Genomic DNA, 25,590 nt, shown 5'->3' with positions numbered 1-25,590 from the left:
CTCGATACTGTCAGGCCGCCGGCGAATCGAAACCGGCCTTGCGAGCTAGCACGATGGCCTGCGAACGGTTCTCCACTTCGAGCTTCGCAAAGATGCTCGTGATGTGATTGCGTACGGTCTTTTCGCTGAGCGCGAGCCGCGCGGCAATCTGCGCGTTATCCCGTCCACCCGCAATCAGTTCGACGATGTCGCGCTCACGCGGCGTCAGCGTGGCGAACACGGGATCGAGGGCGACGTCGGTCGAGAGAAAGTTTCTGATTTCTTCGCGCCAGCGCAGCCATGCGGGCTCCGTATCGAGCAGCATATGATTCTCGCTTTCGAGCGGCACAAAACGCGCATCCGGAATCTGCCCCGCTAGCAGGCGGCTTTCTTCGAAGGGCACGCGGGCATCGCCGCTTGCGTGCAACACGAGCGTCGGGCACGTGACCTGTTCGAGCAGATCGACGACATCGATCTCGTTGAAGACCCGCATGATTCGCGCGGCGTTGCGCGGCGTGGTGGTCATGCGTTCGAGTTCGTTGAACCAGCGGTGCTGCTCGGGCGTGCCGCCGGGGATGAACTGCGTCGTGAAGAATTGCCGGAAGGCCGGGTTCTGCTGACCCCAGCCGAGTTCGGCGAGCTTGACGAGCGTTTCGGCCTCGTCGCGCATCGCGTCGCCGCCGTGCCGCTTGAGCTTGCCGCGCGCATAGCCGCCGTAGAGTACCAACCGCTTCACGCGCTCCGGATGCGCAACCGCGTAAGCGATGGAAATCGACGCGCCCTGCGAGATGCCGAGCAATGTGAAGCGTTCGACGCCGCTCGCGTCGATCACGGCCTCGAGGTCATGCAGCCAGGCTTCGAACGAAATATCCGCGACGTCGCGATCAGACAGCCCGCAGCCGCGCTGGTCGTAACGCACGAGCGTGTGCTTGCGGCTCAGTTCCTCGACCAGATGACTCCACACAGGACTCTTGAGATCGAGTTCGAGATGGCTCAGCCAGTTTGCGGCCTTGACGATCACCGGACCGCTGCCCGAACTCGCATAGGCAATGCGCACGTCGTCGCTGCTGGTACAGAAACGTATCTGCTGCCGGAGACTGGGCGGACTAGCGGACATGACGCGCGCAATGGAGTTGTAGGCTGGAGAGGCCGTGATTTGTCGGAGGAAAGGAGAAAGAAACTTCGCGCATCCGCTCGGGCCGACGTTATGAGCAGCTTTCAACATAGAAAGCCGTCACGATGTAGTCAAACACTGCAAACGTCGGGAGTGGACTTGGGACGTGCGGTGACAGACATGCAGGCAACAAACACGCTCGCACGGATCATTCCGCCAAGCTTCGTCTTTTCCGAACCTTCGCTCCGCAATTAGCAGGTTTATCCGATCCTGAACCTACCGCAGACTGGAGTTCATCTTCACTACGGACATCGTCCACGTAAGGAAAAAATCATGCGAACCTATCCGCGTAACAGCCCGCAAGCCGCAGCACGCATCGTCGCGCTGGCCCTCATTTCGGACGGCCACGTGTGCAGTTCGGAAGAGCGCGTGCTTCAGAGATTGAATATCGCCGGCGAACTCGGTCTCGCGCCTGCGCAATTCGAGCAGATCGTGCAGACGCTGTGCGAGGACCACTCGGTCGCGCATCTGTCGTTCGCGCCGCCGGTGGGCCGCCTCGATCCGGCCATGCTCACGATCTTGATCGACGAGATCGACGATCCCGTGTTGCGCCGCAAGGTCATTCGCCTGTGTGTCGCCGTGGCGGTCGCGGACGACTATCTGGCGGACGGCGAAATCGCCCTGCTCGCCGCCGTGCTGAACGCGTGGGGACCCGACCTGACGCCGGCCGTCAACCGTCACGGGCTTCCGTCGCGCGTCATGCGCGGTTATCAGCGCGCGCCGGCCACCACCTGAGAAGCGAGCCCGTGATGTTGCCCGCGACGCGAGCGGATGGCGTGAATCTCCTCGATCACGCCGTCCGCGCGGCCGAGCCAGCGCAGGCCCCGCAGCAGCGACAGATCTTCCGCGCCGAGTTCCGCGAGCGGAAACACGCCGAGGCCGCGCGCGGCGAATACCGCCATCAGCGCGCTGTCCTCGAATTCGCCGACGATGCGCGGCCGGATGCCCTGCGCGTCGAACCAACGGTCGAGCCGCGCGCGCAGAGCGGCGTGCCGGGTCGGCAGAAGCACGGGCACCTCCGCCAGGCATTGCGGAAAGCCCGCGCGCGCGGATTTGCGGATGATCTCGGTCGGGCCGTACCAGTCGACCGGCGAGCCGGCCAGGCGCTGGCTCAGCACGCGCAGATCGGCATTGTGCGGCGCCGGCTGGCAAGCGAGCACCAGATCGAGCCGATGCAGCGCGAGTTCCGACATCAGCTCCGCGTGCTCGCCCTCGTGACATAAAAGCCTGAGCGAGGGCGTGCCAAGCACCGGCGCCAGCAGCGCGTGCGCCGCGAGCTTTGAAATGCCGTCGGAAAGACCGACGGCGAGCCGCGCCACGCCTTCCCCGCCAGCCTCGCGCATCTCGTCGAGGAGCGCCTCGCCGAGCTGAAAAATCTGCTCCGCGCGATTGAACGCCGTCTCGCCGGCTTCGGTCATCGTGACACCGCGCCCCGCCGGTTTCAGCAATTGGCGCCCGATCGATTTCTCCAGCTCCCGCACCTGCGCGCTGATGGTCTGAACTGCCATGTCCAGCCGTTCGGCCGCGCGCGCAAAGCCGCCTTCTTTCACGACGATCCAGAAATAGTACAGATGACGGTAATTGAGCATGGCGTGACACTTCGAAAAAAACGATACGTCGCTCAGAGTATCACTGATTTATCCGAAGCCAGAAGATGGCGATCATGACGCTAATCCGACGTCACCCGCATTTATTCGCTTACGGACACCATGGACACTCTGCTCACACTCGCTGCCGACCCCGCCGCATGGGCCGCGCTCCTCACGCTGGTCGTGATGGAAATCGTGCTCGGCATCGACAACCTGATCTTCATCTCGATCCTCAGCAACAAGCTGCCAGAAGCGCAACGCGCGCGCACGCAGCGCATCGGCATCATGCTCGCGCTGGTCATGCGGCTCGGCCTGCTCGGCACCGTCGCGTGGATCGCGCAGTTGACCGCGCCGGCCATCACGCTGTTCGGCCACGCGTTTTCGTGGCGCGATCTGATCCTGCTCGGCGGCGGCCTGTTCCTCGTCTGGAAGGCGACGTGTGAGATTCACCATCACGTGATGCATGCCGAAGAAGAACGCAACAAGGCGGGCAGCACCGTCCAGTTGACCGTGGCGGCCGCGATCGGCCAGATCCTGGTGCTCGATATCGTCTTCTCGGTCGACAGCATCATCACGGCGGTCGGCATGACCGAACACATGCCGATCATGTTCGTCGCGGTGATCAGCGCGGTGCTGACAATGCTGTTCGCCGCCCGCCCGCTGTCACGCTTTATCGATCGCAATCCGACCATCGTCACGCTCGCGCTCAGTTTTCTGCTCGTGATCGGTATGACGCTGATTGCAGAAGGTTTCGGTTCGCACGTGCCGAAGGCCTACATCTACGTGGCGATGGCGTTCTCCGCGTTCGTGGAGGCGATGAACATGCTGGTGCGTCGCGCTAAATCGAAGCGCGTGCTGAGCACCGGGCAGTGATCGATAGCGTGTGATGGTTTTTCCCGGATCGGGCAGTTTGAATTCGCCCGGTCCAGCATTCGATGTCTTTCTACCCTTGAGGAGCGACACCATGAAATGCCCTGTTTGCAAGACCACCGACCTGCTGATGACCGAGCGCCGCTCGATCGAAGTCGATTACTGCCCCGACTGCCGGGGCGTGTGGCTCGATCGCGGCGAACTCGACAAGCTGATCGCGCAGGACGCGGCGAGTCCCGACACGTCCGCCGCCCCACGCGCGAGCCGCGAGAGCCATCGGGAGCGGGATCATTCGTACGATAGCCGCCGTGGTTACGACGACCATCGATCGGGCTATCAGACGCAGAAGAAAAAGCGCTCGCTTTTCGACGTATTCGATTTCGACTGAGCGCCGTCAGCCATGAAGGAAAAAGCGCCGGGAACGTTCCGGCGCCTATCGCACTAGCGTGCCTTGCCGCGAGCGCTCTTGCCGGTGCTGCCGGCGCGAGGTGCGTCTTTACCGACGGGCGCGGCGCCGCCGTTGATCTGCTCCATCCACGACAAGGCATCGACGTAGGACAGAAACTGCTTGAGGTAGCCCGGCGAAACTTCGCGCATGAGCGAGAGCGCCCGGTGCACGAGGCTGCTCGAGTTAAGCGGGCCGGCATTTCCCGGCACTTGTTCCAGCGACTGCCGCATCTGTTTCTCCGTGCGGACCTTCGACCAGACTTCCCTGAAGTAATCGAGCGCGGGCAGTTCGGGATAGGAAGCGGCGCGCGGCAAACCGATCGCCACGGGCACATGATTTTGACTCGCGATGTAGTCGACGAGGCTCTTCAGCGTCGCATGCGCGGACTCGTCGGTGGCTTGGACACCGGCGTCGTCAGCCGAAGAGGCCGCGCGTTCGATATGCCCGGCGTAGGCGTCCAGCAGACCGGATAGCCTTTCGTCCAGAATCCGCCGCGCTTCGCCGCTGTGGCCGGCCGCGCGTCGTTCGAGCGCGTCGATGAAATGGAAGCGGACAGGATCCAGCCGATCGGCGCCGCGCTCGCGCCACGCGTCGAGCGTTGCACGGGCTACGCCTGTCTGATCGCTATCGCCGCCGTTACTCACGAGGCTTCACCGTCGAGGTCGACGGCCGCGGGACCGGCGCTATTTCCACGCGACGGTTTTTGGCGCGTCCCTGCTCGTCCGTATTCGAACTCACAGGTTGCCCGGAGCCGAACGCCGCCGCAAACAGCGACGGTGCGGGCACGCCGTCGTCGATCAGCGCGCGCGTCACCGTCAACGCGCGCTGCGCCGACAATTCCCAGTTGTCGGCGAAACGGCGATTGCCTTCGCGCAAACGCTGGTCGTCGGTAAAGCCGCTCACCATCAGGATTTCGTCATTGGCGCCGAGATACGCGGACAGCGGCCCGGCCAGACTCTTCAGCAAATCCCGGCCTTGCGGCTGCAACTGATCGGAGTTCAGCGCAAACAGCACATTGCCGCTGATGCCGATGCGCCCATTCACGAGCGTCACGCGCCCCGCCGCGAGCGGGCCCGCCAGCGCCTGCTCAAGCGTCTTGCGGCGCTGCGTTTCCAGTTGACGCTGCTTGACCTCCTGCTCCAGCTTGCTCGACAGTTCCAGTTGCACGCCGATCACGCCCACGAGGATCAGCACGAAGGCGCCCAGCAGCACCGACATCAGGTCGCCGAAAACCGGCCAGATCGGCGCGATCTGCTCCACGCCGCCGTCGATGTCCTCGCTCATGCCGCTTCAGCTCCCACTGACGCACGCCGGCCGGCAAGCTGCTGCAGGTCTTCGACGATCTGCTTCTGCGACATCACGCTCAGGTCGATGACTTCCCGCGCCTGCGCCACGTAGTACGCAAGCTGTTCGTCGCTGCGCGCGAGGGATTTGTCGAGCGCGGTTTCGATACGTTGCAGGTGCGTCACCAGTTTGTCGTTCGACTCGCCGAACACTTGCACGGCGGTGCCGAACGCTTCGCCGAGACTCGCCACTTCGACGGCGCTGCCGGTGACTTGCGCGGCCACCGAGCCCAGCTTGCCGGTCTCGACTTCGATCTTGTCGGTGAAGCGCGTGCCCACGCGCTCCAGCAAATCCGCCGATGTGGCGACGAGCGCGTCGACCGCCGTGCGCTGCTCGGTGGACGCGTGATTGACGGCATCCAGCAGGGTTTCCAGCGTTTCCAGCAAGCGGCTGCGCTCCTGCAGCATCGCGGTGTCGCGGACCATGCTCTCGGAGAGCTTCTGACGCAGTTCGGCGACGACTTCGGCCGCGGCCTTGGGCGCTTCCGAAGCCGCTTGCACGAGTTGGCCGATCTCGGCGATCGTGTCGCTGGCGTGGGCCTGCGTCTGGGCCGAGATGTCGCGCGCGGTTTGCGCCAACGTTTCGCAGATTTCCTGCTGACTGCTCGCGGTGCGTGCGCCCGCTTGTTGCCACTCGTCGCTCAAGGTCTTAGCCATCGCGCCGAGCGCTTCGGTCCAGGCCGCCAGACGCTGCTGATCGCGTGAGGCCAGTTCGGCTTGCAGATTTGCCGCGGCCTTCGGCGCTTCCGCCGCGGCCTGCACGAGCCGGTCGATTTCTGCAATCGTATTGCTGGCGTGTGCTTGCGTTTGGGCCGAAATATCGCGTGCGGTTTGTGCCAGCGTCTCGCAGATTTCCTGCTGACGACTCGCGGTTTGTGCGCCCGACTGCGCCCATTCCTTGCTCAACGTGGCGGCCATCGCGCCGAGCGTCTCGGTCCAGGCCGCCAGACGCTGCTGATCTCGCGAGGCCAATTCGGCCTGCAGATTCGCCGCCGCTTTCGGCGCTTCGGCTGCGGCCTCGACGAGCCTGTCGATCTCCGCGATCGTATTGCTGGCGTGTGCTTGCGTTTGGGCTGAAATATCGCGTGCGGTTTGTGCCAGCGTCTCGCAGATTTCCTGCTGACGGCTCGCGGTCTGCGCGCCCGACTGCTCCCACTCCTTGCTCAACGTCGCCGCCATCGCACCGAGCGCTTCGGTCCAAACCGCGAGCCGCTGTTCATCTTTCGAAGCCAGTTCGGTCTGCAAGTCGGCGTGCGACTGACCCACGCCACTCAGCAAGGACGCCGCGTGCTGCTCGAAAGTCGCGGCGGCCGCCGCCAACGCCTGCTGGTTGCTCGCCGCGAGCTTCTCGCCGACGCTCTCCTGACGCGACAGCGCCTCGTTCCAAGCCTGCGAGACGTTGCCCGCCGTGCTTTCCAGCCGCGCGGAAACGCCATCCAGCAGACCCGCCGAGCGTTGCTCGAAAGTGTCGGTGAAGCGATCCAGCGAGGCGCGCAGATGCTGCGCCAGTTCCTCGCTCGAACGCTGATGTCCCGCCAATGCCTTGTTCCAGATATCCGCGACGGTCGTGGTGGTCGTCTCGAAGCCGCTCGACAGGCCGTCCAGTTGCCGCTGCACAGCGTGCGTGACGGTGGCGTGCATCGCCGTCGTCTCGCGCGCGAGGCCGGCCATCGTGGCTTCCATGACCGGCTGCAGCGCCGCGCCGGCGGCGCGCGTGCTGTCCGCCACGCTCTCCTTCAACGACTGCTCGACCGAATTCGCGAGGCGCGTATAAGCGGCCTCGGCCCTGCCGTGGAAGGCCTCCTGGCTGGCGATCTGCCGCTCGTTCAAGGCGAGGCTCTGGTGCTCGATGGCCGACATCATCGTCTGCAGCCGGTCGACCAGCGTGGGCATCACCTCGGACTGACGCTGCAGGAGCCTGAAGGCCTCTTCACGCTGATGACTCTGCGAGTAGATGCGCAGGGTCGTCGCGATCTTCACGTCGAGCATCTGCGCGGCTTGCAGGCGCTCGCGCCGGCACAGCGCGGACAGCAGCCCCAGCATCGCGGAGGTCGCCACGCCCGCGATCGAGGTGCCGAACGCAAAGCCCAAACCCTTGACCGGCGCGGCGAGCGAAGCGCGGATCGCCTGCAGGTCGGTTGCGCTTTCCAGCGCCATGCCGGTGCCGCGCAAGGTCACCACCATGCCGAGCAGCGTGCCGAGCATGCCCAGCAGCACCAGCAAGCCGACCAGGTAAGGCGTCAGTGCCGGACCCGGCAAGGCCACCCGCTCGCCCTCGACGCGCAGGCGCGCTGCGTTGCGCAGGCTCGGATGCAAGGGCTCGAGCCACGTACCAAGGCTCGGCGGCGGCCCGGACATTTCCGCGACGGCGTGCGTCAACGTGGCCGTGGCCTGGTTGTAGCGGTGCAATTCGAGCGAGCCCGCCAGATAGCACACGCCGATCAATAAGGTGACGGCCAGTGCCAGCGGGTTCGAACCGAGGTAGCCGGCGGCGATCCAGCACACAGCGGCCAGACCTGCCAAAAACACAACGAGATCAATACGATATCTGGACATAGTGTCCCAGTTAGCTGGCGCGAAGGGCGGCGAGCAACCCTTCGACCGGTTGTAAACGAATATCCAGTTCGGCAAGCAACACGCTTTGCATGTCCTTGCGGAACACGTTCAGCCATGCGCCGGGTGTGAGCGCCGCTGCGTTGCTTGCGGCGCTGCTTGCGGCTTCATCCGACGCTTCGGCGGCGGCCAGCGCCGCCTGCTCGGCCGCGCGCAAGCGCTCGAAGTGCCCGGCCAGCAGCGCGGGTATGGCAGCCAGCAGATTGCGCTCGCGCTCGCCCAGCGCGCGCTCCATCACCGCGTCCACCACGGCGAGCCGCGCCATCGCGGGCGTTCTGGTGGCCAGCATGCCACGCAGGCGGCCGCGCAGATTGCCGATCGCCATTTCCATCGACTGCTGGATGGAGAGATAGCGTTGACGGAAAACCGCATAATCGGCCGCCGGCTCCGCGGGCGCACTCTGCGACGACGCGTGTACGGACGCGCGTGCGGGCCCGCGCCGCCTGTCGGCGGCGAACACGCTATCGCCCGTGATGGTCTTCGCCAGCGAACTGCGCGCGCGGACGTACTCCGATTCTTCGGCGCTGCCGAAGACGCGTGCGCCGGCGGCAACGGCAGGCGGATTGCCGTTCAGTACCGAGGACAGCGCAATGGCGTCAGTCCAGCCGAGCCATTGGCTGAGCCGGTCCGAGAGCGATTGCCTGGATTCGGGAACATCGACATCCGCGAGGCGTGCCAGTAGGCGTATGAGCGCCGGGCCGCTGAGGGCGGTGCGCTGAGGGGCTTGCAACATACCACCGGAGGCAAAAAAGTCGCCAGTTTACACGCTGTCGGCGCCTGGGCGGCTGCAAGTCGATCCATGGGCCGTGCGCGAGGCGCATTTTACTTGAGCGGTTCGCTTACAAAAGCGACACGCCCTCGCTCGCCAGAAGGTTCTCGCGCATCCATTGCTCCATGCTGCAAACCGCCATGCCGCGCCGCGCGTTGAACGTGCGCCCCATGTCCCACGACACGCCCGCGCCTTCCGCGAACACCACGCGGTACTTCCTGACCGCGCTGTCGGGCTCCTCAGCCAGTTCGCTTTGTAATTGCGGCACGCTCCATTCCACGCGGCGAGCCTTGTGCCCGAGCACCGCATCGACCGCATCCGCCAGTTGCCGGTAAGTCACCGTGTCGCCGGCGACGAACACGACCTCGTCCACGATACGCGGTTCGGCGAACACGATCTCCACGGTGAGCTTGCCGATGTCCTCGGCCGTCGTGACAGTCACCGCGTTGTCCCAACTGCCGAGCGCGTGAACCGTGTTCTGCCCCAGATCCACCACGCCGAAGGACGGCTCGAACAGAAAGCTCGTGAACATGCCGGTCGACACGATCACCCATTCGGTTCGATCTTGCGCACGCAACAGGTCGCGCACGTCGAGCTGTTCGTCGAACAGATCCTGCGCGCTGCCGCGGCCGATAACGTCGTAGTCCACACCGAACTGCCACGGGAAATAACGCTCGACGCCGGCCTCGAGCACGGCACGAGCGATCTTCATCTGCACGCCTTTTCCGCCGACGAACCCCGTGCAGGAGATGACCGTGTCGAAGCGCCGGAACAGCGCGGCGAGCGAGGCTTCGGACTGCGCGGCCAGATCGCCCGGCACGAGCTCGATGGCGAGCGAACGCAGTTCGGTGACGTCCTTCTGTTTGGCGGCATCGCTCGATTGCAAGGTCGACTGGCGCAGCAGAACGGCAACCGAGACGCCCGGCGACGAGGCGGCCCGCCGCGCAAGACTGCGCAATACCGCCATGCCGAGTTCACCGGCGCCGAGGACGAGAATGGATTGAGTGTGCGACATGGTGTGACCTCTTCGAAGTTCGGAAATAGATTCGCTTTTGCGATCCGGTGTCACCGGTAACACGCTGCTGCGTAGTGGCATTGGGCAGACGTCAACCGGACGATCTGGAGTCTAGTTGCGCGAGTCGCCTGCATTGTTCGCCCTCGCGGAATTGAGAAAGCGCCCGCGTCGAACCAGCCAGCTCAAGTCGGATAAAGCGAACAACTCCATGTAAGATGAACGCCCGCTTCAACGCGCCTGTGGACGGCGCCGCGCGAACCTGGACAGGTGCCCCGCTCATGGACAAACTTCAAGCGATGACGACCTTCGTGCGCATCGTCGAGGCTCAGAGCTTCAGCAAGGCTGCGGAGACGCTTTCGCTGCCGCGTTCGTCGGTCACTACGATGATCAAGAATCTTGAGCATGAGCTGGGCGCCGCCCTGCTCCGGCGCAGCACCCGCACGCTCAGCCTGACCGATGCGGGCGAGCGGTACTACGCGTCCTGCCGGGCGATTCTCGCGGAGATCGCGCGCGTGGAAAGCGAGTTATCCGCCGATGCAGCGACCCCGCGTGGACGTGTCCGCGCGGACATGCCGGGAGTCATCGGGCGCGCGATGGTGTTGCCACGGCTCCGCGAATTCGAGCAGCGCTTTCCCGGCATCGAACTCGTGCTCGGTCTGAGCGACCGGCCCGCGGACCTGATTTACGACGGCATCGATTGCGTAATCCGCACCGGCGAACTGGCGGATTCGAGCTTGATCGCGCGACGGCTCGGAGAACTGAGCTGGATCACGTGCGCATCGCCGCGATATTTGAAAGAATATGGCGAACCCGAGAGCGTGAGCGCGCTCAACGAGCACCGTGCGATCAATTACATTTCGAACGCGACCGGCAGGCCGCTCGACTGGCGCTTCCACGTACAAGGCGAAGATCTCACGATGACCATGCCAAGCCGCTTTGCGGTGAATGAAACAGAGGCCTATCTGCAATGCGGCCTCGAAGGATTGGGACTGATTCAGCTCTCGGAATTCGTCGCGCTCCCGTATCTGAAATCAGGACGTCTGAAAGAAGTGCTCGCCACTGTGCGATCGTCGGCTGTGCCTGTTTCAATTGTCTATCCGCACGGCCGAAACGCAAGCGGCGCGACCCGAACGTTTGTCGACTGGATCGCGGAACTCTTCGAACAAAGCGACTTCAAGCGAGGCCTATAAGAAGAATGAAATTCGATACCGTTGTGCTCGGGGCGGGCATTGTCGGCGTGTGCGTTGCCGTGCATTTGCAGAAACGCGGCCGCCAGGTCGCGCTGGTCGATCTCAAGCTGCCCGGCAACGAGACCTCGTTCGGCAACGCCGGGCTGATCCAGCGCGAAGGCGTTTATCCCTACGCGTTTCCTCGTGGACTCGGCACGTTGCTCCGCTATGCGCGCAACCAGTCGCCCGACGTTCGCTATCATGCCGACGCGATCCTCAAGACAGCGCCGTTCCTGTGGCAGTACTGGCGCAACTCTCATCCGGCGCGGCACGCCGCCATTGCGAAGTCGTACGCGACGCTGATCGAGCATTGCGTGAGCGAGCACCGCGCGCTCGCCGCCGACGCCGGCGCAAGCGCGCTTTTACGCCCAATCGGCTGGATGAAAGTGTTTCGCACCGGAGCGGCTCGCGACGCGGAAACCCGGCTCGCCGAACGGTGGCATCGCGAATACGAAGTCGAGTTCGAAGCGCTCGACGCCGCCCGCCTGCAGCAGATGGAGCCCGATCTCGACAAGACCCTGCTGGGCGGTCTGCGCTATCCGGCATCCGATTCCGTGAGCGACCCGAACGCGCTCGTCACCGCTTACGCCAGCTATTTCGAAGCGCTCGGCGGACGGTTCTTTATCGGCGATGCGGACACGCTGCGCGATGGCTGGCAAGTCGACACGGAAGCCGGAACGATCTCGGCTTCATCCGCGGTCGTGGCGTTGGGGCCGTGGTCGGATCGCGCGAGTGCGCGATTGGGTTACCGCTTGCCGCTCGCCGTCAAACGCGGATATCACATGCACTACGCGCCGCTAGGGACCGCGCGTCTGAATCATCCGGTGCTCGACGCAGAGGGCGGCTACCTGCTGGCGCCGATGGCGCGCGGCATCCGCTTGACGACGGGCGCGGAAATCGCGGATCTCGACGCACCCAAAACGCCGACGCAACTCGCGGCGGTCGAGCCGGTCGCCCGCACGCTGTTTCCCTTGGGCAAGCGTCTCGACGACGAACCCTGGATGGGCCGACGTCCTTGTACACCGGACATGATGCCGATCATCGGGGCCGCGAAAAGGTGCACGGGTTTGTGGTTCGCGTTCGGCCACGCGCATCACGGGCTGACGCTGGGTCCGATAACCGGACGGCTGATCGCTGAAATGATGACGGGAGAAGCGACGCTCGTGGACCCGCGGCCGTTTAGCGTGGAGCGGTTCGAACGGCACGGTTAGCGCTTCGGGCCACAATAAAAAACGCCGCGGACAAAAAGCTCCGCGGCGTTTTTCACATCGACATCAATTCATCAAGCGGCAGCCGCCACCCTGCGCGGCGACAGAACCGACACGACGAAACTCACGATGATATTGGCCGCCAGCGCGATGAGCCCGATATACACCGGATAGACCGCATCGCCGAGATGCAGGGCGAACACCGGCTTGAGGCCCTGGGAAATCGCCAGCCCAGTTCCGAGCACGATCCCGACCAGCCAGCCGAGGAACAGGCCCGACGTGTTCAAACGACGGGTGTACAACGAGAACACGATCGCCGGGAAAATCTGCAGAATCCACACGCCGCCCAACAATTGCAGGTCGATCGCGTACTGCGTCGGCAGGAACACGATAAACAGCAGCGCGCCGAACTTCACGACGAGCGAGGCCATCTTCGCAGTGGAAGCCTCGGCTTCAGGCGAGATATTCGGCGAAACGAGCGGACGCCACAGATTGCGCGTGAACAGATTGGCCGCGCCGATCGACATGATCGCCGCGGGCACCAGCGCGCTGATCGCAATCGCCGCCGCCGCGAAGCCGACGAACCACGACGGGAACAGCGTGTTGAACAGCGCCGGCACCATGTCCGAGGCCGACTTCACATGCACGCCGGCCGCGATCGCCATATAGCCGAGCAACGCGATCAGACCCAGCAGCAGCGTGTACGCCGGCAGGAAGATCGCATTCTTGCGCACCGTATTCGCCGACGAGGACGACAGCACCGCCGTCATCGTATGCGGATACATGAACGCCGCCAGCGCCGAGCCCAAGGCCAGCGACGCATAAGCGGTGAATTGCGTCGGCTTCAGAATGATGCCGGTCGCGCCGCCCTTCGCCTTGAAATACGTATCGGCCGCGTCGAACACATGCGCGTAGCCGCCGAGCTTGGCCGGAATCAGCCACACCGCCGCGATCACGACGATGTAGATCATGATGTCCTTGACGAACGCGATCATCGCCGGCGCGCGCAGGCCGCTGGCATACGTGTACAGCGCGAGGATCACGAAGGCGACGATCAGCGGCATTTCGCCCGTCACGCCGAGCCCCTTGATCACGACTTGCATGCCCACCAGTTGCAGCGCGATATACGGCATGGTCGCGACAATGCCGGTGATCGCGACGGCAGCCGGGAACCACTTGCCGCCGTATTCGCCCTGCACGTAGTCCGCTGCCGTGATGTGGTTTTTCGCTTTCGCGATGTTCCACAGTTTCGGCATCACCGCGAACACGAACGGATAGACAATGATCGTGTACGGCAATGCAAAGAAGCCATATGCACCGACCGAATAGACCAGCGCGGGCACCGCGATCACCGTATAGGCGGTATAGAAGTCGCCGCCCACGAGGAACCATGAAATGACCGTACCGAACTGGCGGCCGCCCAGGCCCCACTCGTGCAATTGCGTCAGGTCGCCCCGTTTCCAGCGCGCGGCAAAAAAGCCGATCACGGTGACGAGAACGAAGAACGCGATAAAGACGGTCATCGCAACCGGATTCACAGGATTGACATCGCTCATTTGACACCTCGGTACACGACGTAAATCAGTAGCGAGGTCAACGGCACCCACAAGAACTGATACCAGTAGAAGAAAGGAAAGCCCGCGAACGACGGACGCGTGTCGTTATAGAACGGCAGCCACAGCAATGCGATGTACGGAAGCAGCAGGATCAGCCATAGCCATGAACGGCCGGCGGGTTGGGATGTCTCCACAATCGTCTCCTAAGTCTATTATTGACACCACGCGCCACGACTTGTGGTCCGGCACGCGGAAACCGGTTAGCGGGTATGAGTCGGCAAACCGGGGTGCTCACTACGCCGCGCCACGCGCGCGACGGTGGGCGCAGCCGCCTGCAAGGCGCACTATGCCGTGGGGATGTAGTATTCGCCTTCGTGAGCATCCTCACAAGCGCGCAACTACGTAAGCCGGCTACGTAGTACTACGTAGCCGGTCAGCCGTCTTTTCAACGATGAAACTCAAAGCCAAGATTGTCTTGCTGGCGATCGTGCCCTTTCTGGCCGCCATCGCAAGCATCGAAGTTGGTGTGCAACGGCAAGCCACGGCGCTCGCCGAGACGCAACACGCGACCACGCAGGCCGCGTATATGGCCAGCAAGGAGATCGAGCTCAAGCATTACGTCGAACTCGCCACCACCGCGATCGCGCCGCTCTATGACGCCGGCCAGGACAATGCGCGCGACGATGCGACGCTGCGCGCACGCGCGCTCGATGTACTACAGAAAATGGACTTCGGCAAGGACGGCTACTTCTTCGTCTACGACATGCACGGCCGATCGTTGATGCATCCGCGCGAACCCGACCTCGTTGGGCGCGATCTGTGGGAACTGCGCGATCCGCAAGGCACACTGACCATTCAGCAACTGCTCGCCGCGGCCTCGCGTGGCGGCGGCTATGTGCGCTACCTGTGGCATCGTCCGTCGACGGGCAAAGTGGCGTCGAAACTCGGCTACGTGGTGCCGCTGGAGCGCTGGGGCTGGATGATCGGCACTGGCATCTATCTCGACGACGTGGATAACACGCTTGCGCATATCGACGAACGCGCGGCCGCCAACATCGATCGTACGATGAAATGGATCGACGCGATCGCCGTGGCCGGACTCGCCGTGATCGCGCTGTGCGCGCTCGTGCTCAACGTCACCGAATACCGCAGCGCGGACGCCAAACTGAAACGGCTCGCGCAGCAGGTGGTCGAATCGCAGGAAAACGAACGGGCGCGCCTGTCGCGTGAACTGCACGACGGCATCAGCCAGATGATGGTCTCCGTGAAGCTGCTGCTCGAATCCGCACTGGCGCGCTTCGAGCGCAGCGAAGTGCGCGTGCCCGCGGCAGAGGCCGCGCTCACCACCAGTCTCACGCGGCTTGGCGACACCTTGCGCGAAGTGCGGCGCATTTCCCACGCGCTGCGCCCGTCGATGCTGGACGATCTCGGCGTGGCGGCCGCGCTCGAACAACTCTCGCGCGAACTCAGCGAGCAGTCGGGCATCGAGATCGGCTTCACGCAGATCGCGCACACCCACGCCGCGGTTTTGCCGGACGCGGTCAACACCGTGCTGTTCCGAATTGCCCAGGAAGCGCTGATGAATATCGTGCGCCACGCGCAGGCGTCGAGCGCGGCGCTCGCGCTGGAAGTATCGAACGACGCCGTCACGCTTAACGTCGCGGACAACGGGCGCGGCTTCGACGTGACGCATGCGTTCGTGGGCCGGCGCTCGGGCGTGGGTCTGCGCAACATGCGCGAGCGGCTCGAAGCGCTAGGCGGCACACTGTCGCTCAGTTCACAAGCCGGCCACACCCTCGTCACCGCACGCGTGCCGTTGGGATCGACCGAGCCGACATTGCCGGCCTTGCAGGAAACCTGACCATGAACGACGCCTCATCCGCTATCGCCCGTCTGATTCTCGTCGACGATCACCCGCTCGTGCGCGACGGTTTGCGTGCGCGGCTCGAAGCGGTGCGCAACCTCGAAGTGGTCGGCGAAGCGGGCAATGCACAGGAAGCGCTCGCCCTCGCCGCGAACGCGGATCCCCATCTCGTGCTGATGGATGTCGGCATGAACGGAATAAACGGCATCGCGCTGGCCGGCATGTTTCACGAGCGCTTCCCGGCGATTCGCGTTCTCATGCTGTCGATGCACGACAATCTCGAGTACGTGACTCAGGCGGTGCGCGCGGGCGCGAGCGGCTACGTGCTGAAAGACTCGCCCTCCACCGAAATCATCCAGGCGATCGGCGCGGTGCTCGAAGGCAAACAGTTTTTCAGCGCGGGACTCGGCGCGCGTCTGATTCAGGCTTCGGCGATGCAGTCGCCCGTCGAACGGCTCACGCCGCGCGAGCGCGACATTCTCGATGCGCTCGCGGAAGGCCTGTCGAGCAAGCAGATCGCTCAGCGCAACGATCTCTCCGTGCGTACAGTGGAAACGCATCGGCTGAATCTGAAACGCAAGCTCGATATTGAAGGTCAGGCCGAGCTGATCAAGTTCGCGGTCGAGAACCGGCGCACGAACCGGTGAAGACCTGACTGACGCAGATCGGCGATCGTCGCATAATCGGCACTGCATCCGCTCAAACCACTGCCGTCGTTCCATCTACTCTACTCAACGCCCGACACCTGGAGCTGATGAGGATGAAACGTTCGATCCCATTGCGGCTAGCGAGTCTGCTGATCTGTTTCGCCGCCACTCACGCACACGCTGAGCCGGCGCGAGGCAATCGCGGCCACGACCCGTTCTTTCAGATTTCCAAAGCGATCGGCGACTGTCCGGTGCCTTTAGGGCCGCTCGAAACTGAGAAAGAATGGCTCGACGACAGCCATTACCGGATCGAACGCGGCAATAGTTGCTGGGTGGAAGGTCGCTGCCGTTTATCGAATGCCTATCTGTATGACGTGGAAATTGCCGAGGCCGTGCAGCGCCGCCTCACCAACATCAATTTCTCCACGCACTGGCGCGAACAGTCGACGCTCTGGCTGACGCTGCAACGCCGCTTCATCTACGTGGAAGGCTGCGTCGCGCCGGGCTTCGACAAGCAGACCTTCCTCGCCGAGCTCGCGAAAACCGCGGACGTCGAGCGTGTGATCGACGACACCATCAGCCATCCGCACGCCGCACAACTGCCCTACAAAACGCTTGCGAATCCAGACAAGCCGGTGCTCGATCCAGGCAACTAGCCACACCAGCCGACACGCGAAAGCAGCGCGCGCGTGATACCCGGTATCACGCTGCAACGCCTATATCGGCGATCGAACATAGCAACGCAGAAATCGAACTTTGGACGTATTGGCGTCATTGCTACCATCGGCGACCCGACATATCCGGTCCGCACAACAATGACAACACAACGATCGCAGCGCCCTTCTCTTCGTCTTGGCATGATCGGCGCCGCCGTCGCCAGTCTCGTCGCACTCGCATCGTGCGGCGACGACAATCTGCCCGGCCCGACGCCCGCACCCGTAGTCGCCCAGAAACGCCCGAACATTCTGTACATCATGGCCGACGACCTCGGCTATTCCGACATTCATGCGTTCGGCGGCGAAATCAACACGCCCAACCTCGACGCGCTGGTGCAATCGGGCCGCATCCTGACGAATCATCATACGGGCACCGTCTGCGCGATCACGCGTTCCATGCTGATCTCCGGCACCGATCACCATCTGGTCGGCGAAGGCACCATGGGCGTGCCGACCGATGAGCGCAAAGGACTGCCGGGTTACGAAGGCTATCTGAACGACCGCGCGCTTTCCGTTGCGCAGTTGCTGAAAGACGGCGGTTATCACGCGTATATGGCCGGCAAATGGCATATTGGCTCGGGCATTGTCGGCAGCACGACGGGCGGCGGACAGACGCCCGACCAATGGGGCTTCGAACACAGCTATGCCTTGCTCGGCGGCGCCGCGACCAATCACTTCGCGCACGAACTGGCGAACTCGCAGAACTACACCGAAGACGGCAAATACGTCCAGCCCGGTCAGCCGGGACAACCGGGCGGCGCGGGCGGTAGCCCGGCAGTGTTCTATTCGACCGACTTTTATACGCAGCGCCTGATCTCGTACATCGATTCAAACAAGGGCGACGGCAAACCGTTCTTCGCCTACGCGGCCTACACGTCGCCGCACTGGCCGCTGCAAGTACCCGATCCTTATCTGCACAACTACGCCGGCAAATACGACGCCGGTTACGACGCGATCCGTAACGCCCGCATTGCGCGGCAAAAAGCGCTCGGCATCATTCCAAACGACTTCGTGCCGTACGGCGGTGCATCGGAAACGCTCGCCGCTACCGCGGCCACGGCGAACAACGGCACGGTGAACGCGAAGTACGTGAGCGCCGTGCACAGCGCCGCGCAAGGCTATACCGACTATGGTCCAGGCACGGTGAACAAGACGTGGGCAAGCCTCTCGCCCGCCGAGAAGAAAGCCCAGGCGCGTTACATGGAAATCTACGCGGGCATGGTCGAAAACCTCGACCACAACATCGGTTTGCTGATCCAGCATCTAAAGGATATCGGCGAGTACGACAACACCTTCATCATGTTCCAGTCGGATAACGGCGCGGAAGGCTGGCCGATCGACTCCGGCGCCGACCCGACCGCGACCGACACCGCCAACGCCGCCGATCCGGTTTACTCGGCACTCGGCACCGACAATGGCAAGCAGAACGCGCAACGTCTGCAGTACGGCCTGCGCTGGGCCGAAGTGAGTGCCACGCCGTTCCGTCTGACCAAGGGCTATTCGGGTGAAGGTGGCGTGTCCACGCCGTTGATCGTCCATCTGCCGGGTGAGACCACGCAGAAGCCGACACTGCGCGACTTCACGCACGTGACCGACAACACTGCGACGTTCCTCGCCGTCGCACAGATTTCGCCGCCCACGCAGGCCGCGCCGCCGCTCATCAATACGCTGACCGGCGTCGATCAGAACAAGGGCAAGGTGGTCTATAACAATCGCTACGTGTATCCGGTCACCGGGCAATCGCTGCTGCCGCTGTTGAACGATCAGGCGACGAGCGCGGTACATTCCGCATCGTTCGGCGACGAAGCCTACGGCCGCGGCTATCTGCGCAGCGCCGACGGCCGCTGGAAAGCGTTGTGGACGGAACCGCCGCTCGGCCCCGTGGATGGTCACTGGCAACTGTTCGACATGGGCGCCGACCGTGGCGAAACGCAGGACGTGTCGACGCAGAATCCCTCAGTGATCGATGGTCTCGTGCAGCAGTGGAACAACTATATGAGCAGCGTCGGCGGCGTCGAACCGTTGCGTCCGCACGGTTACTACTGAGCACGCGATGACCGTTAGATTCAAGTTGAAGAGCAACGCGGCGCTGTACAGCGTGTACGCGGCGATCGCCACGGTCGCGTTCGCCGCCGCTTTTACCGCCGCGACGGCCGCTTCGGCGGTCTTCAGCGGCGGCAAACAAGGCGCGTTCGACAAGCTCAACACGTCGCGCCCGCTGGCCGCGCTCGGCTCCGAGCAGCAATGCGAGCGCTATGCCGGCTTGCCCTCGCGCTGGCGTGACGATCCGGAAGCCGGCATGGTGCATCTGCATGGCGGCGACTTCGTATTCGGCAGCAAGCTCGGTTACGAAGACGAGCGTCCCGCCGGCGACGGCAAGACGCGCGTCAGCGGTTTCTGGATCGATCAGACCGATGTGACGAATGCGCAGTTCGCGGCGTTCGTGAAGGCCACGGGCTATGTCAGCGATTCGGAGCGTCAGGGTGGCGCCGTGGTGTTTCACACGCCGACACGCGACGAGATGAATGCACGCGATCTCGCGTGGTGGACATGGGTGAAAGGCGCCGCATGGAATCATCCGACCGGGCCGGGCAGCACGCTCGAAGGCCGCCTGAACCAGCCGGTGACGATGGTCACGCAAGCCGACGCCCTCGCCTACGCGCGCTGGCTCGGCCGCGATCTGCCCACCGAGGCCGAGTGGGAATACGCGGGCAAAGCAGGCCGCGAAAGCGCGGACCTCGACACCGCGCCGCGCGACGGACACGGCAAGCCGAGCGCGAATTACTGGCAAGGCGTGTTTCCCGTGCTCAACACGAATGAGGACGGTCACATCGGTCTTGCGCCCGTCGGCTGCTATGCCGCCAACGACTTCAAGCTCTACGACATGATCGGCAATGCGTGGGAGTGGACCAAGGATGTCTACACGGGTCCGCACCAGTCCCACACCAACGGCGATACCGCGGCGGTCGCGCCGCTCAGCCGCAAACACGACACGCCGATGGTCATCAAAGGTGGCTCGTTCCTGTGCTCGCGCGACTATTGCGTGCGCTATCGGGCGGCGTCGCGCGAACAGCAGGAGGCGGATTTGCCCGCGTCGCATATCGGTTTTCGCACGGTGTTAAGGGACGCGTCATGAAGGCTCGGCTATTCGTGATGGCAGCGTTGCTGGTCGCCGCTTCAATGGCTCAACACGTGCACGCTGCCGCGTCGCAAGTCATCAAAGTGGGTGTGAGTGCGGGCGCGCATGCTGAGATCATGGACGAAGTGCGCCGTGTCGCAGCCAGTCGCGGACTCACGCTCGACGTGGTCGTATTCGATCAGTCCGAGCGTATCGACGCCGCGCTCGCCGCGAAGCAGATCGATGCGGCGAGTTTCGAAGACGAGCCACGCTTCGACGCACAGCGCAAACGGCGCGGTCTCGCGCTGACGAGCGTCGCCACCACCGTGACGTTTCCTATCGCCTTGTACTCGCGCAAACTGACGAACCTCAGCCAGTTGCGACGCGGCGCGACGATCGCGATCCCCAACGACCCTGAAGGCACCGCGCGCGCCTTGATCCTGCTGCAGAACTTCACGCTGCTGACGTTCAGGGACACGGCGGGCCTGCACGCGACGCTCGCCGACATCACGAGCAACCGGCTGAATCTGCAGATCCGGCAGGTGCCGCGCGCGCGGCTATTCGACACATTGAACAGCGTGGCCTTCGCCGTGATCGATAGCGACGATGCGGCGCGCGCGGGTCTTTACCCGGCGCGCGACAGCCTCGGCCTCGAAGATGCCCGCTCGCCCTACGCCAACGTGTTGACCGTGCGAGATTCCGACCGCACTCAGCCTTGGGTTGCGCAACTGGTGGCCGCTTATCATTCGAGCGACGTCGCGCATTTCATTCTGACGCGCTATCAGGACTCGGTGCGCCGGCCGTGGTAAACGCTTTCTCGTTCGCGTGCACGGCGTGCGGCAAATGCTGTAATAGTCCACCGGCCATGGCGTTGCCCGAGTTGTTCCGGCATCGCGACCGGTTCATCGGCTGCCTGGCGATCGGCCGCGTGCCGCGCAGGCGCATCGGTGAGCGGGTACGCGTCGGCCGGCACGAAGCCGTGCTCGACGAGGCCGATATCGCCGCCTTCGATTCGATCGCGGATACCTTGCTCTATCGCTCCGGCGACACCTTCAGCATCATGACGCAGGGCTACGATTACCCTTCGCTGGCACGCTGCCCCGCGCTCGCTGACGACGGACGCTGCGCCATCCATCTGAACGGCAAGCCGGTCACGTGCGAAGTCGTGCCGCTCGATCCGCTCGTGCCGGATACGCTGCAACATCTCGTGCTAGCCGGACGCAATCTGAGCGCCTCGTACCTCGGCGCCGATTGCATTCAGGAAGGTGAACGCGCAGACGCCACGCTGATAGTCGCGGAAAGCCGCATAGAAGACGCGAATGCCAAAGACGCGCTCGCGCGTCGCCGCAGCGCGCTCGAAAGAGAACGCGAAGTGTGGGGCCGTGCCGTATTCGAATCGCTGCGCAAAGACCTGTTCGACTCGCCCGCCGCGTTGGCGCGCATTCCGCCCGGCGGCTTTCTGACGATCTCGATCGTGCCGGCGCTATTGGCCGTGGCGGGTGGCTCCGCGCGTTGCCGACAGTTGTGCCTCGACTATATCGACAGTCAACTCGCGCTGATCGACCGCAGTATCGAGCGAGCGCTTTTGCGACGCCGACTGGATGATCGTCCGGTGACACAGGAATTGCGCGGATTCGCTCAGGCATATCAACGTGCAAAAGCGCTTCTTGCCACTCCGCTTCCTGCTATCGGACCGGACAGCAGCGCGCCCTCTTCTCTATCAACTATCGAAGCCTATCTCTCTGGCACAGATCGGTAATCAGAACATTCGTCAGAGCTGTGTATCCAGCAGCGGTACAAACTTTTCGATCAGCTTTTCCGTAAAGGGCCGATGCATCCATGCTTCGAGCGTGACCTGCTGCGACTTCTTGATATCGTCGGCGAAAACGGCGGTTTGCTGCCTGGCGAAGTCACGGTCGTAGATGTTCAGATTCGCTTCGTCGTTGAGCTTGAACGAACGGTTATCGAAATTGGTCGAGCCGACTGAAACCAGGTATTCGTCCACCACCAGCAATTTGCAGTGAAACATGGTCGGCTGATATTCATACATTTCCACGCCCGCTTTGAGCAGATCGCCCCAGCACGCGCGCGATGCTTCCCGCACGGTATGCGTGTCGATCCGTTTTCCGGGCATGATGATCTGCACTTTCACACCGCGTTTCGCCGCCTCGACGATCGCGTTGATGGTCAGCTTGTCGGGAACGAAATAGGCACTCGCCAGATGAATGGAGTGCGTGGCCGCCGTGATCGCCATCAGATACATTAACTGCATGTCGTCGCTGCCGCCCGAGGGCGAGCTGCTGAACATATGCGCCAAGCCGTCGCCCATTGGTTCGACATCAGGAAAATAGCCGGGACCGTGCAGCACATTGCCCGTTGCCTTCACCCAGTTGTCCATGAATACGGCCTGCATATGGCCGACCACCGGACCCGCTACGCGGAAATGCGTATCGCGCCAATGCTTTTCATTCTGCGCGTGGCCCGTCCACTCCGGCGCGATACCCACACCACCCGTAAAGCCGATATGCCCGTCGATCACCAGCAGCTTGCGGTGCGTGCGATTGTTCATGCGGCCAAGGCCGGTCCAATGGGGCTTGTGATATTGAATCACCTCCGCGCCAGCATCGCGAAGCAGATTCAAATAGCGCTTATCCATTTTCGACGAGCCGACCCAGTCGAGCAGCACGTGCACCGCGATGCCTTCGCGTGCTTTATCCGCGAGTGCCTGCGCAATCTGCTCGCCAATCTCTCCGGACCAATAGATAAAGGTTTCAAACGTGATCGTTTGACGTGCGGAACGGATGCCTTCCAGCATCGAAGGAAAAATTCGGTCGCCGTTCAGCAGCATCTCGAAGCGATTGCCCGATATGACCGGCGGCCCGAGCAGCAAACCCATTGAACGAAGGAATTGCGGATCGTCGCTCGCGTAGAGGCGATCGATCTTATGCTCGATCTTCTTCTCGCCACTCGATAAATTGGCAATGACCAAGATGATGACGAGTGTGACGAAGGCGGTAATCGGAATCGTCAGCATGCGTGGCCTCGATACGAATCAGCGGGACGCGTCGCATGCGCGTCCTGCGGTTTGACGAACACTCCGGACCTCGGCCCGGCTTTTACGACGAACGCAGGACGCATTGCGCGTGCCCATTGCAGGCCCGCACCTTGCTACTCAAAGTCATTACCTGACCAGCGAGAACGCTTCCCGGCTGGCTATTTCACCCGCGCCGTAGACACCGACCACCGTATAGTCCGACGCCACGCATTCGAATGTGGACGCCTGAAACGTGATGACGAAATGGCGCAGCACAGGTCCCGCCGATGCCCCCGCCGCAAGCTCGGCGGCAAGCGACGAATTCATGACTTCGTGAACCGAATAGCCGGTGAGACCCTGCGAGGCGAGCGGGTGAATCTCCAGATCGCCGTCGCCGGGCGGACCCAGGCGATGAAACACCGTGTCCGGAAATAGCACCGCGCAAAATGGATCGTCGTCGGGATCGAATGGTCCGAACCGTTCAAAGTCGGACTCCGCAATCGGATAAGAGAGAATGACCCGGCGGGCACTCGCGACGATAAAGGGTTCGGCGGCATCTTCTGCCGGATGAGGAACCGAGTCCAGCAGGACGACCTGGTCTTCCTGCTGGGATGATTCAAGCGTACTGGTCATCTACTTCACGACTCGGTTGCGCTCATGCGCCGGCTGACGCCGGCGCGGCTGGCGGCGTGGCCGGAGCACTCGTCGCGACGGCTTTTTTGGCTGCGGCCTTGCGAACCGGTGCTTTCCTGGCTGCTTTGGCCACGGCGCTCTTCTTCGCCGCCGGCTTTGCGGCGCTTTTCTTTGCCGCTACTTTCGTGGTTGCCGCGGTGGCTTTCTTTGCAACCGTCTTTTTGGCCGCGCCTGCTTTCTTTGCGACGGCTTTTCGGGCTGCGGCTTTCTTGCTCACTACGCCGCTAGTTACCGCCGACTTCACTTTGCCGGCCTTCTTCGCGGCTTTGTGACCCGCATCCGCCACCGTTGCCGAAGCGCTATCGATCAGGAATCTGGTGCGGTCCTTGACCGTGGCGAGCCATGCCGGCGCCGGGCCGCGGCCGCTCCAGGTCGCGCCTGTTTTCGGATTGATGTACTTGGGCGGTTGCGCGCCTTTCGGCTGACCTTTGCTGCCTTTCGCCTGGGTGACAGCAGCCTTTGCTGCCGACTTCAGTTCGCTTGCGCCTTCGATCAGGAACTGTGCGCGGTCTTTCACGCCGGCAATCCAACCCGGCGCGCGGCCATGACCCGTCCAGGTCGCGCCGGTTTTATGGTCGCGGTACTTTGCCACTGCCTTACCGGAGCTCACGGCTTTCGCCTTGCTGCCGCCATTCAAGCCTCTCGCGGCGCGCCGGGCCTTTGCCTTGGCTTCGATATCCGCGGTAGTCAGACCATGCTTAAGCATCAGGTCACGAATCTGGTCGACCGCGACTTGCGCTTTCCTGGCCAGAAGGACGTCAGCTTGCGCCTGAAGCTTTTTAAGCTTTGCTTGGATTTGCTCTAACGTGGGCATTTGATTGCTCCTTATGTGGTAATCGATCGAACTATGCCACGAATGACGCGAGAAAGGCAGATCGGCGTGGCTATAAAAACACGACTCTGAGTCGATCATGCATCCGGTGGAGTACGAACTTTTTGGGTTCTTTACTTCGTCGCCACACTTTTCTGTCTTTTTTCTTTGCCACTCCTCCTTTCCTTTTTTCTGTCTTTCCAATTCCTGGGCCGCCTTTGCAATTCCCGGCCGGCGATCGACGACGACATTCCATCACACTGAAAGGCAGCCGCCGTGCATTGCAGCATGAACCGCTTCTACTATAGGCAAGCATTAGAAGATTCAAAGGGCAGCAGTACATTTTTTATTGCTTGAGTACGTTTGCGCGTCCACCCGCTCTTATAAAAACACTTTTTCAGCCACGAGATCCCGGCTTTCCCCAGATGCAATGCGCTAGCCGGCACCTCCGTAACCCCGCGTTACCAATCTCGCAGCGCTGTTTCACCTGTGTCCGGACCGCCCTTCTACACTCCAAACCGCAACTCGACGCAAAGCTCCGGAAAACCCGCAAGGGTGAACCTGAGGCAATCGGAAGCACCGCACTTCGATATGCAAGGAGAAGGCAAATGAACAAGAAGATCATCGGCGCGGTATTTGGTCTGGCAGTGCTGGCGGCATCGTCGGCAGCCTCGGCACACGTGGATGTGGCCGTCGGAGTCGGCATTCCAGTCGGCGTGATTGCAGCGCCGCCGCCCGTTTATGTCGCGCGTGGTCCGGCTCCGGTGCCGGTTGTCTACGGCGGTTACGGCGACTGGCGCGAGCGCGAATGGCGGGAACGCCGTGAATGGCGGGAACGCGAATGGCGCCGTGAGCATTGGCGCGAACATGAATGGCGGGAACGGCACTGGGGTGGCTATTGAAATGACGCCGTA

25 protein-coding genes are annotated in these 25,590 nt (G+C 62.8%); 13 read left to right on the top strand and 12 right to left on the bottom strand.

The genetic code is table 11. The annotated features are described in order from the left end of the window. Positions 1 to 10: 10 nt before the first annotated feature. Positions 11 to 1,096, bottom strand: a complete 1,086-nt coding sequence (locus tag HF916_RS15685) for an alpha/beta fold hydrolase (protein ID WP_168789821.1) — start codon at positions 1,094 to 1,096, stop codon at positions 11 to 13. A gap of 330 nt (positions 1,097 to 1,426) precedes the next feature. On the opposite strand from HF916_RS15685, the gene HF916_RS15680 reads away from it, so the two are divergent. Continuing rightward, positions 1,427 to 1,888 carry a TerB family tellurite resistance protein gene (locus HF916_RS15680; RefSeq protein WP_168789820.1) on the top strand — a complete coding sequence of 154 codons (462 nt, stop codon included), beginning with the start codon at positions 1,427 to 1,429 and terminating at the stop codon, positions 1,886 to 1,888. On the opposite strand, the gene HF916_RS15675 is transcribed toward HF916_RS15680, so the two are convergent. Further along, a complete protein-coding gene (locus HF916_RS15675; protein WP_168789819.1) occupies positions 1,864 to 2,742 on the bottom strand; it encodes a LysR family transcriptional regulator in 879 nt (292 codons plus the stop codon). The genes HF916_RS15680 and HF916_RS15675 overlap by 25 nt on opposite strands. 120 nt (positions 2,743 to 2,862) lie before the next feature. Here HF916_RS15675 and HF916_RS15670 point away from each other — a divergent pair, with 120 nt between their 5' ends. Both HF916_RS15670 and HF916_RS15665 read left to right on the top strand, forming a co-directional pair. Continuing rightward, positions 2,863 to 3,615 carry a TerC family protein gene (locus HF916_RS15670; protein ID WP_168789818.1) on the top strand — a complete coding sequence of 251 codons (753 nt, stop codon included), beginning with the start codon at positions 2,863 to 2,865 and terminating at the stop codon, positions 3,613 to 3,615. 91 nt (positions 3,616 to 3,706) lie between these two features. Next, the gene (locus HF916_RS15665) at positions 3,707 to 4,000 is read left to right on the top strand and encodes a zf-TFIIB domain-containing protein (RefSeq protein WP_168789817.1); all 294 of its coding nucleotides are present in this window, start codon (positions 3,707 to 3,709) and stop codon (positions 3,998 to 4,000) included. Positions 4,001 to 4,053: 53 nt separating this feature from the next. On the opposite strand, the gene HF916_RS15660 is transcribed toward HF916_RS15665, so the two are convergent. From HF916_RS15660 to HF916_RS15640, 5 genes are all read right to left on the bottom strand, one after another. Continuing rightward, the gene (locus HF916_RS15660; RefSeq protein WP_168789816.1) at positions 4,054 to 4,704 is read right to left on the bottom strand and encodes a DUF2894 domain-containing protein; all 651 of its coding nucleotides are present in this window, start codon (positions 4,702 to 4,704) and stop codon (positions 4,054 to 4,056) included. Then, positions 4,697 to 5,344 carry an OmpA family protein gene (locus HF916_RS15655; protein WP_168789815.1) on the bottom strand — a complete coding sequence of 216 codons (648 nt, stop codon included), beginning with the start codon at positions 5,342 to 5,344 and terminating at the stop codon, positions 4,697 to 4,699. Before HF916_RS15655 ends, HF916_RS15660 begins: the two co-directional genes overlap by 8 nt. Beyond that, complete coding sequence (locus HF916_RS15650; protein ID WP_168789814.1) at positions 5,341 to 7,959, bottom strand: DUF802 domain-containing protein; 2,619 nt, start codon at positions 7,957 to 7,959, stop codon at positions 5,341 to 5,343. The genes HF916_RS15655 and HF916_RS15650 overlap by 4 nt, the downstream gene beginning before the upstream one ends. Positions 7,960 to 7,969: 10 nt before the next feature. Then, the gene (locus HF916_RS15645) at positions 7,970 to 8,749 is read right to left on the bottom strand and encodes a DUF3348 domain-containing protein (protein ID WP_168789813.1); all 780 of its coding nucleotides are present in this window, start codon (positions 8,747 to 8,749) and stop codon (positions 7,970 to 7,972) included. A gap of 106 nt (positions 8,750 to 8,855) precedes the next feature. Continuing rightward, complete coding sequence (locus tag HF916_RS15640; RefSeq protein ID WP_168789812.1) at positions 8,856 to 9,800, bottom strand: aromatic alcohol reductase; 945 nt, start codon at positions 9,798 to 9,800, stop codon at positions 8,856 to 8,858. 278 nt (positions 9,801 to 10,078) lie between these two features. Between HF916_RS15640 and HF916_RS15635 the strand changes: the two genes are divergently transcribed. Both HF916_RS15635 and HF916_RS15630 read left to right on the top strand, forming a co-directional pair. Next, positions 10,079 to 10,990 carry a LysR family transcriptional regulator gene (locus tag HF916_RS15635; protein ID WP_168789811.1) on the top strand — a complete coding sequence of 304 codons (912 nt, stop codon included), beginning with the start codon at positions 10,079 to 10,081 and terminating at the stop codon, positions 10,988 to 10,990. Positions 10,991 to 10,995: 5 nt separating this feature from the next. Continuing rightward, positions 10,996 to 12,240, top strand: coding sequence for an NAD(P)/FAD-dependent oxidoreductase (locus HF916_RS15630; RefSeq protein WP_168789810.1), 1,245 nt, complete (start codon positions 10,996 to 10,998; stop codon positions 12,238 to 12,240). Positions 12,241 to 12,311: 71 nt separating this feature from the next. On the opposite strand, the gene mctP is transcribed toward HF916_RS15630, so the two are convergent. Both mctP and HF916_RS15620 read right to left on the bottom strand, forming a co-directional pair. Further along, positions 12,312 to 13,793 (bottom strand): monocarboxylate uptake permease MctP, encoded by a 1,482-nt coding sequence (gene mctP, locus HF916_RS15625; protein WP_168789809.1) that lies wholly within the window; start codon positions 13,791 to 13,793, stop codon positions 12,312 to 12,314. Beyond that, positions 13,790 to 13,987, bottom strand: coding sequence for a DUF3311 domain-containing protein (locus HF916_RS15620; protein WP_114200617.1), 198 nt, complete (start codon positions 13,985 to 13,987; stop codon positions 13,790 to 13,792). The genes mctP and HF916_RS15620 overlap by 4 nt, the downstream gene beginning before the upstream one ends. Before the next feature lie 257 nt (positions 13,988 to 14,244). Here HF916_RS15620 and HF916_RS15615 point away from each other — a divergent pair, with 257 nt between their 5' ends. The 7 genes from HF916_RS15615 to HF916_RS15585 all read left to right on the top strand — a co-directional run bounded on the left by HF916_RS15615 (position 14,245) and on the right by HF916_RS15585 (position 21,897). Beyond that, on the top strand, positions 14,245 to 15,654 hold the full coding sequence (locus tag HF916_RS15615; protein WP_168789808.1) for a cache domain-containing protein: 1,410 nt from the start codon (positions 14,245 to 14,247) through the stop codon (positions 15,652 to 15,654). Positions 15,655 to 15,656: 2 nt separating this feature from the next. Then, positions 15,657 to 16,304: a response regulator gene (locus tag HF916_RS15610; RefSeq protein WP_168789807.1), complete on the top strand. Its 648-nt coding sequence runs from the start codon at positions 15,657 to 15,659 to the stop codon at positions 16,302 to 16,304. A 113-nt stretch (positions 16,305 to 16,417) separates the two neighbouring features. After that, positions 16,418 to 16,960: a hypothetical protein gene (locus tag HF916_RS15605; RefSeq protein ID WP_168789806.1), complete on the top strand. Its 543-nt coding sequence runs from the start codon at positions 16,418 to 16,420 to the stop codon at positions 16,958 to 16,960. 159 nt (positions 16,961 to 17,119) lie between these two features. Continuing rightward, entirely contained in the window at positions 17,120 to 19,066 is a 1,947-nt protein-coding gene (locus tag HF916_RS15600) for an arylsulfatase (RefSeq protein WP_168789805.1), read from the top strand. Positions 19,067 to 19,073: 7 nt separating this feature from the next. After that, positions 19,074 to 20,156: a formylglycine-generating enzyme family protein gene (locus tag HF916_RS15595; RefSeq protein ID WP_168789804.1), complete on the top strand. Its 1,083-nt coding sequence runs from the start codon at positions 19,074 to 19,076 to the stop codon at positions 20,154 to 20,156. Further along, positions 20,153 to 20,947 (top strand): MetQ/NlpA family lipoprotein, encoded by a 795-nt coding sequence (locus HF916_RS15590; RefSeq protein WP_168789803.1) that lies wholly within the window; start codon positions 20,153 to 20,155, stop codon positions 20,945 to 20,947. Before HF916_RS15595 ends, HF916_RS15590 begins: the two co-directional genes overlap by 4 nt. Further along, positions 20,941 to 21,897, top strand: a complete 957-nt coding sequence (locus HF916_RS15585) for a hypothetical protein (RefSeq protein ID WP_168789802.1) — start codon at positions 20,941 to 20,943, stop codon at positions 21,895 to 21,897. Before HF916_RS15590 ends, HF916_RS15585 begins: the two co-directional genes overlap by 7 nt. Before the next feature lie 12 nt (positions 21,898 to 21,909). On the opposite strand, the gene cls is transcribed toward HF916_RS15585, so the two are convergent. The 3 genes from cls to HF916_RS15570 form a co-directional block, all read right to left on the bottom strand. After that, positions 21,910 to 23,172, bottom strand: coding sequence for a cardiolipin synthase (gene cls, locus HF916_RS15580; protein WP_168789801.1), 1,263 nt, complete (start codon positions 23,170 to 23,172; stop codon positions 21,910 to 21,912). Positions 23,173 to 23,319: 147 nt separating this feature from the next. Next, complete coding sequence (locus HF916_RS15575; protein ID WP_168789800.1) at positions 23,320 to 23,805, bottom strand: hypothetical protein; 486 nt, start codon at positions 23,803 to 23,805, stop codon at positions 23,320 to 23,322. 22 nt (positions 23,806 to 23,827) lie between these two features. Further along, entirely contained in the window at positions 23,828 to 24,679 is an 852-nt protein-coding gene (locus HF916_RS15570; protein WP_168789799.1) for an H-NS family nucleoid-associated regulatory protein, read from the bottom strand. A gap of 605 nt (positions 24,680 to 25,284) precedes the next feature. Between HF916_RS15570 and HF916_RS15565 the strand changes: the two genes are divergently transcribed. After that, positions 25,285 to 25,578: a hypothetical protein gene (locus HF916_RS15565; RefSeq protein ID WP_168789798.1), complete on the top strand. Its 294-nt coding sequence runs from the start codon at positions 25,285 to 25,287 to the stop codon at positions 25,576 to 25,578. Positions 25,579 to 25,590 lie beyond the last annotated feature (12 nt).

Origin of the sequence: Paraburkholderia aromaticivorans, from assembly GCF_012689525.1 — a bacterium.
Classification (GTDB): domain Bacteria; phylum Pseudomonadota; class Gammaproteobacteria; order Burkholderiales; family Burkholderiaceae; genus Paraburkholderia; species Paraburkholderia aromaticivorans_A.
This window is presented reverse-complemented; position numbering and strand designations above follow the sequence as displayed.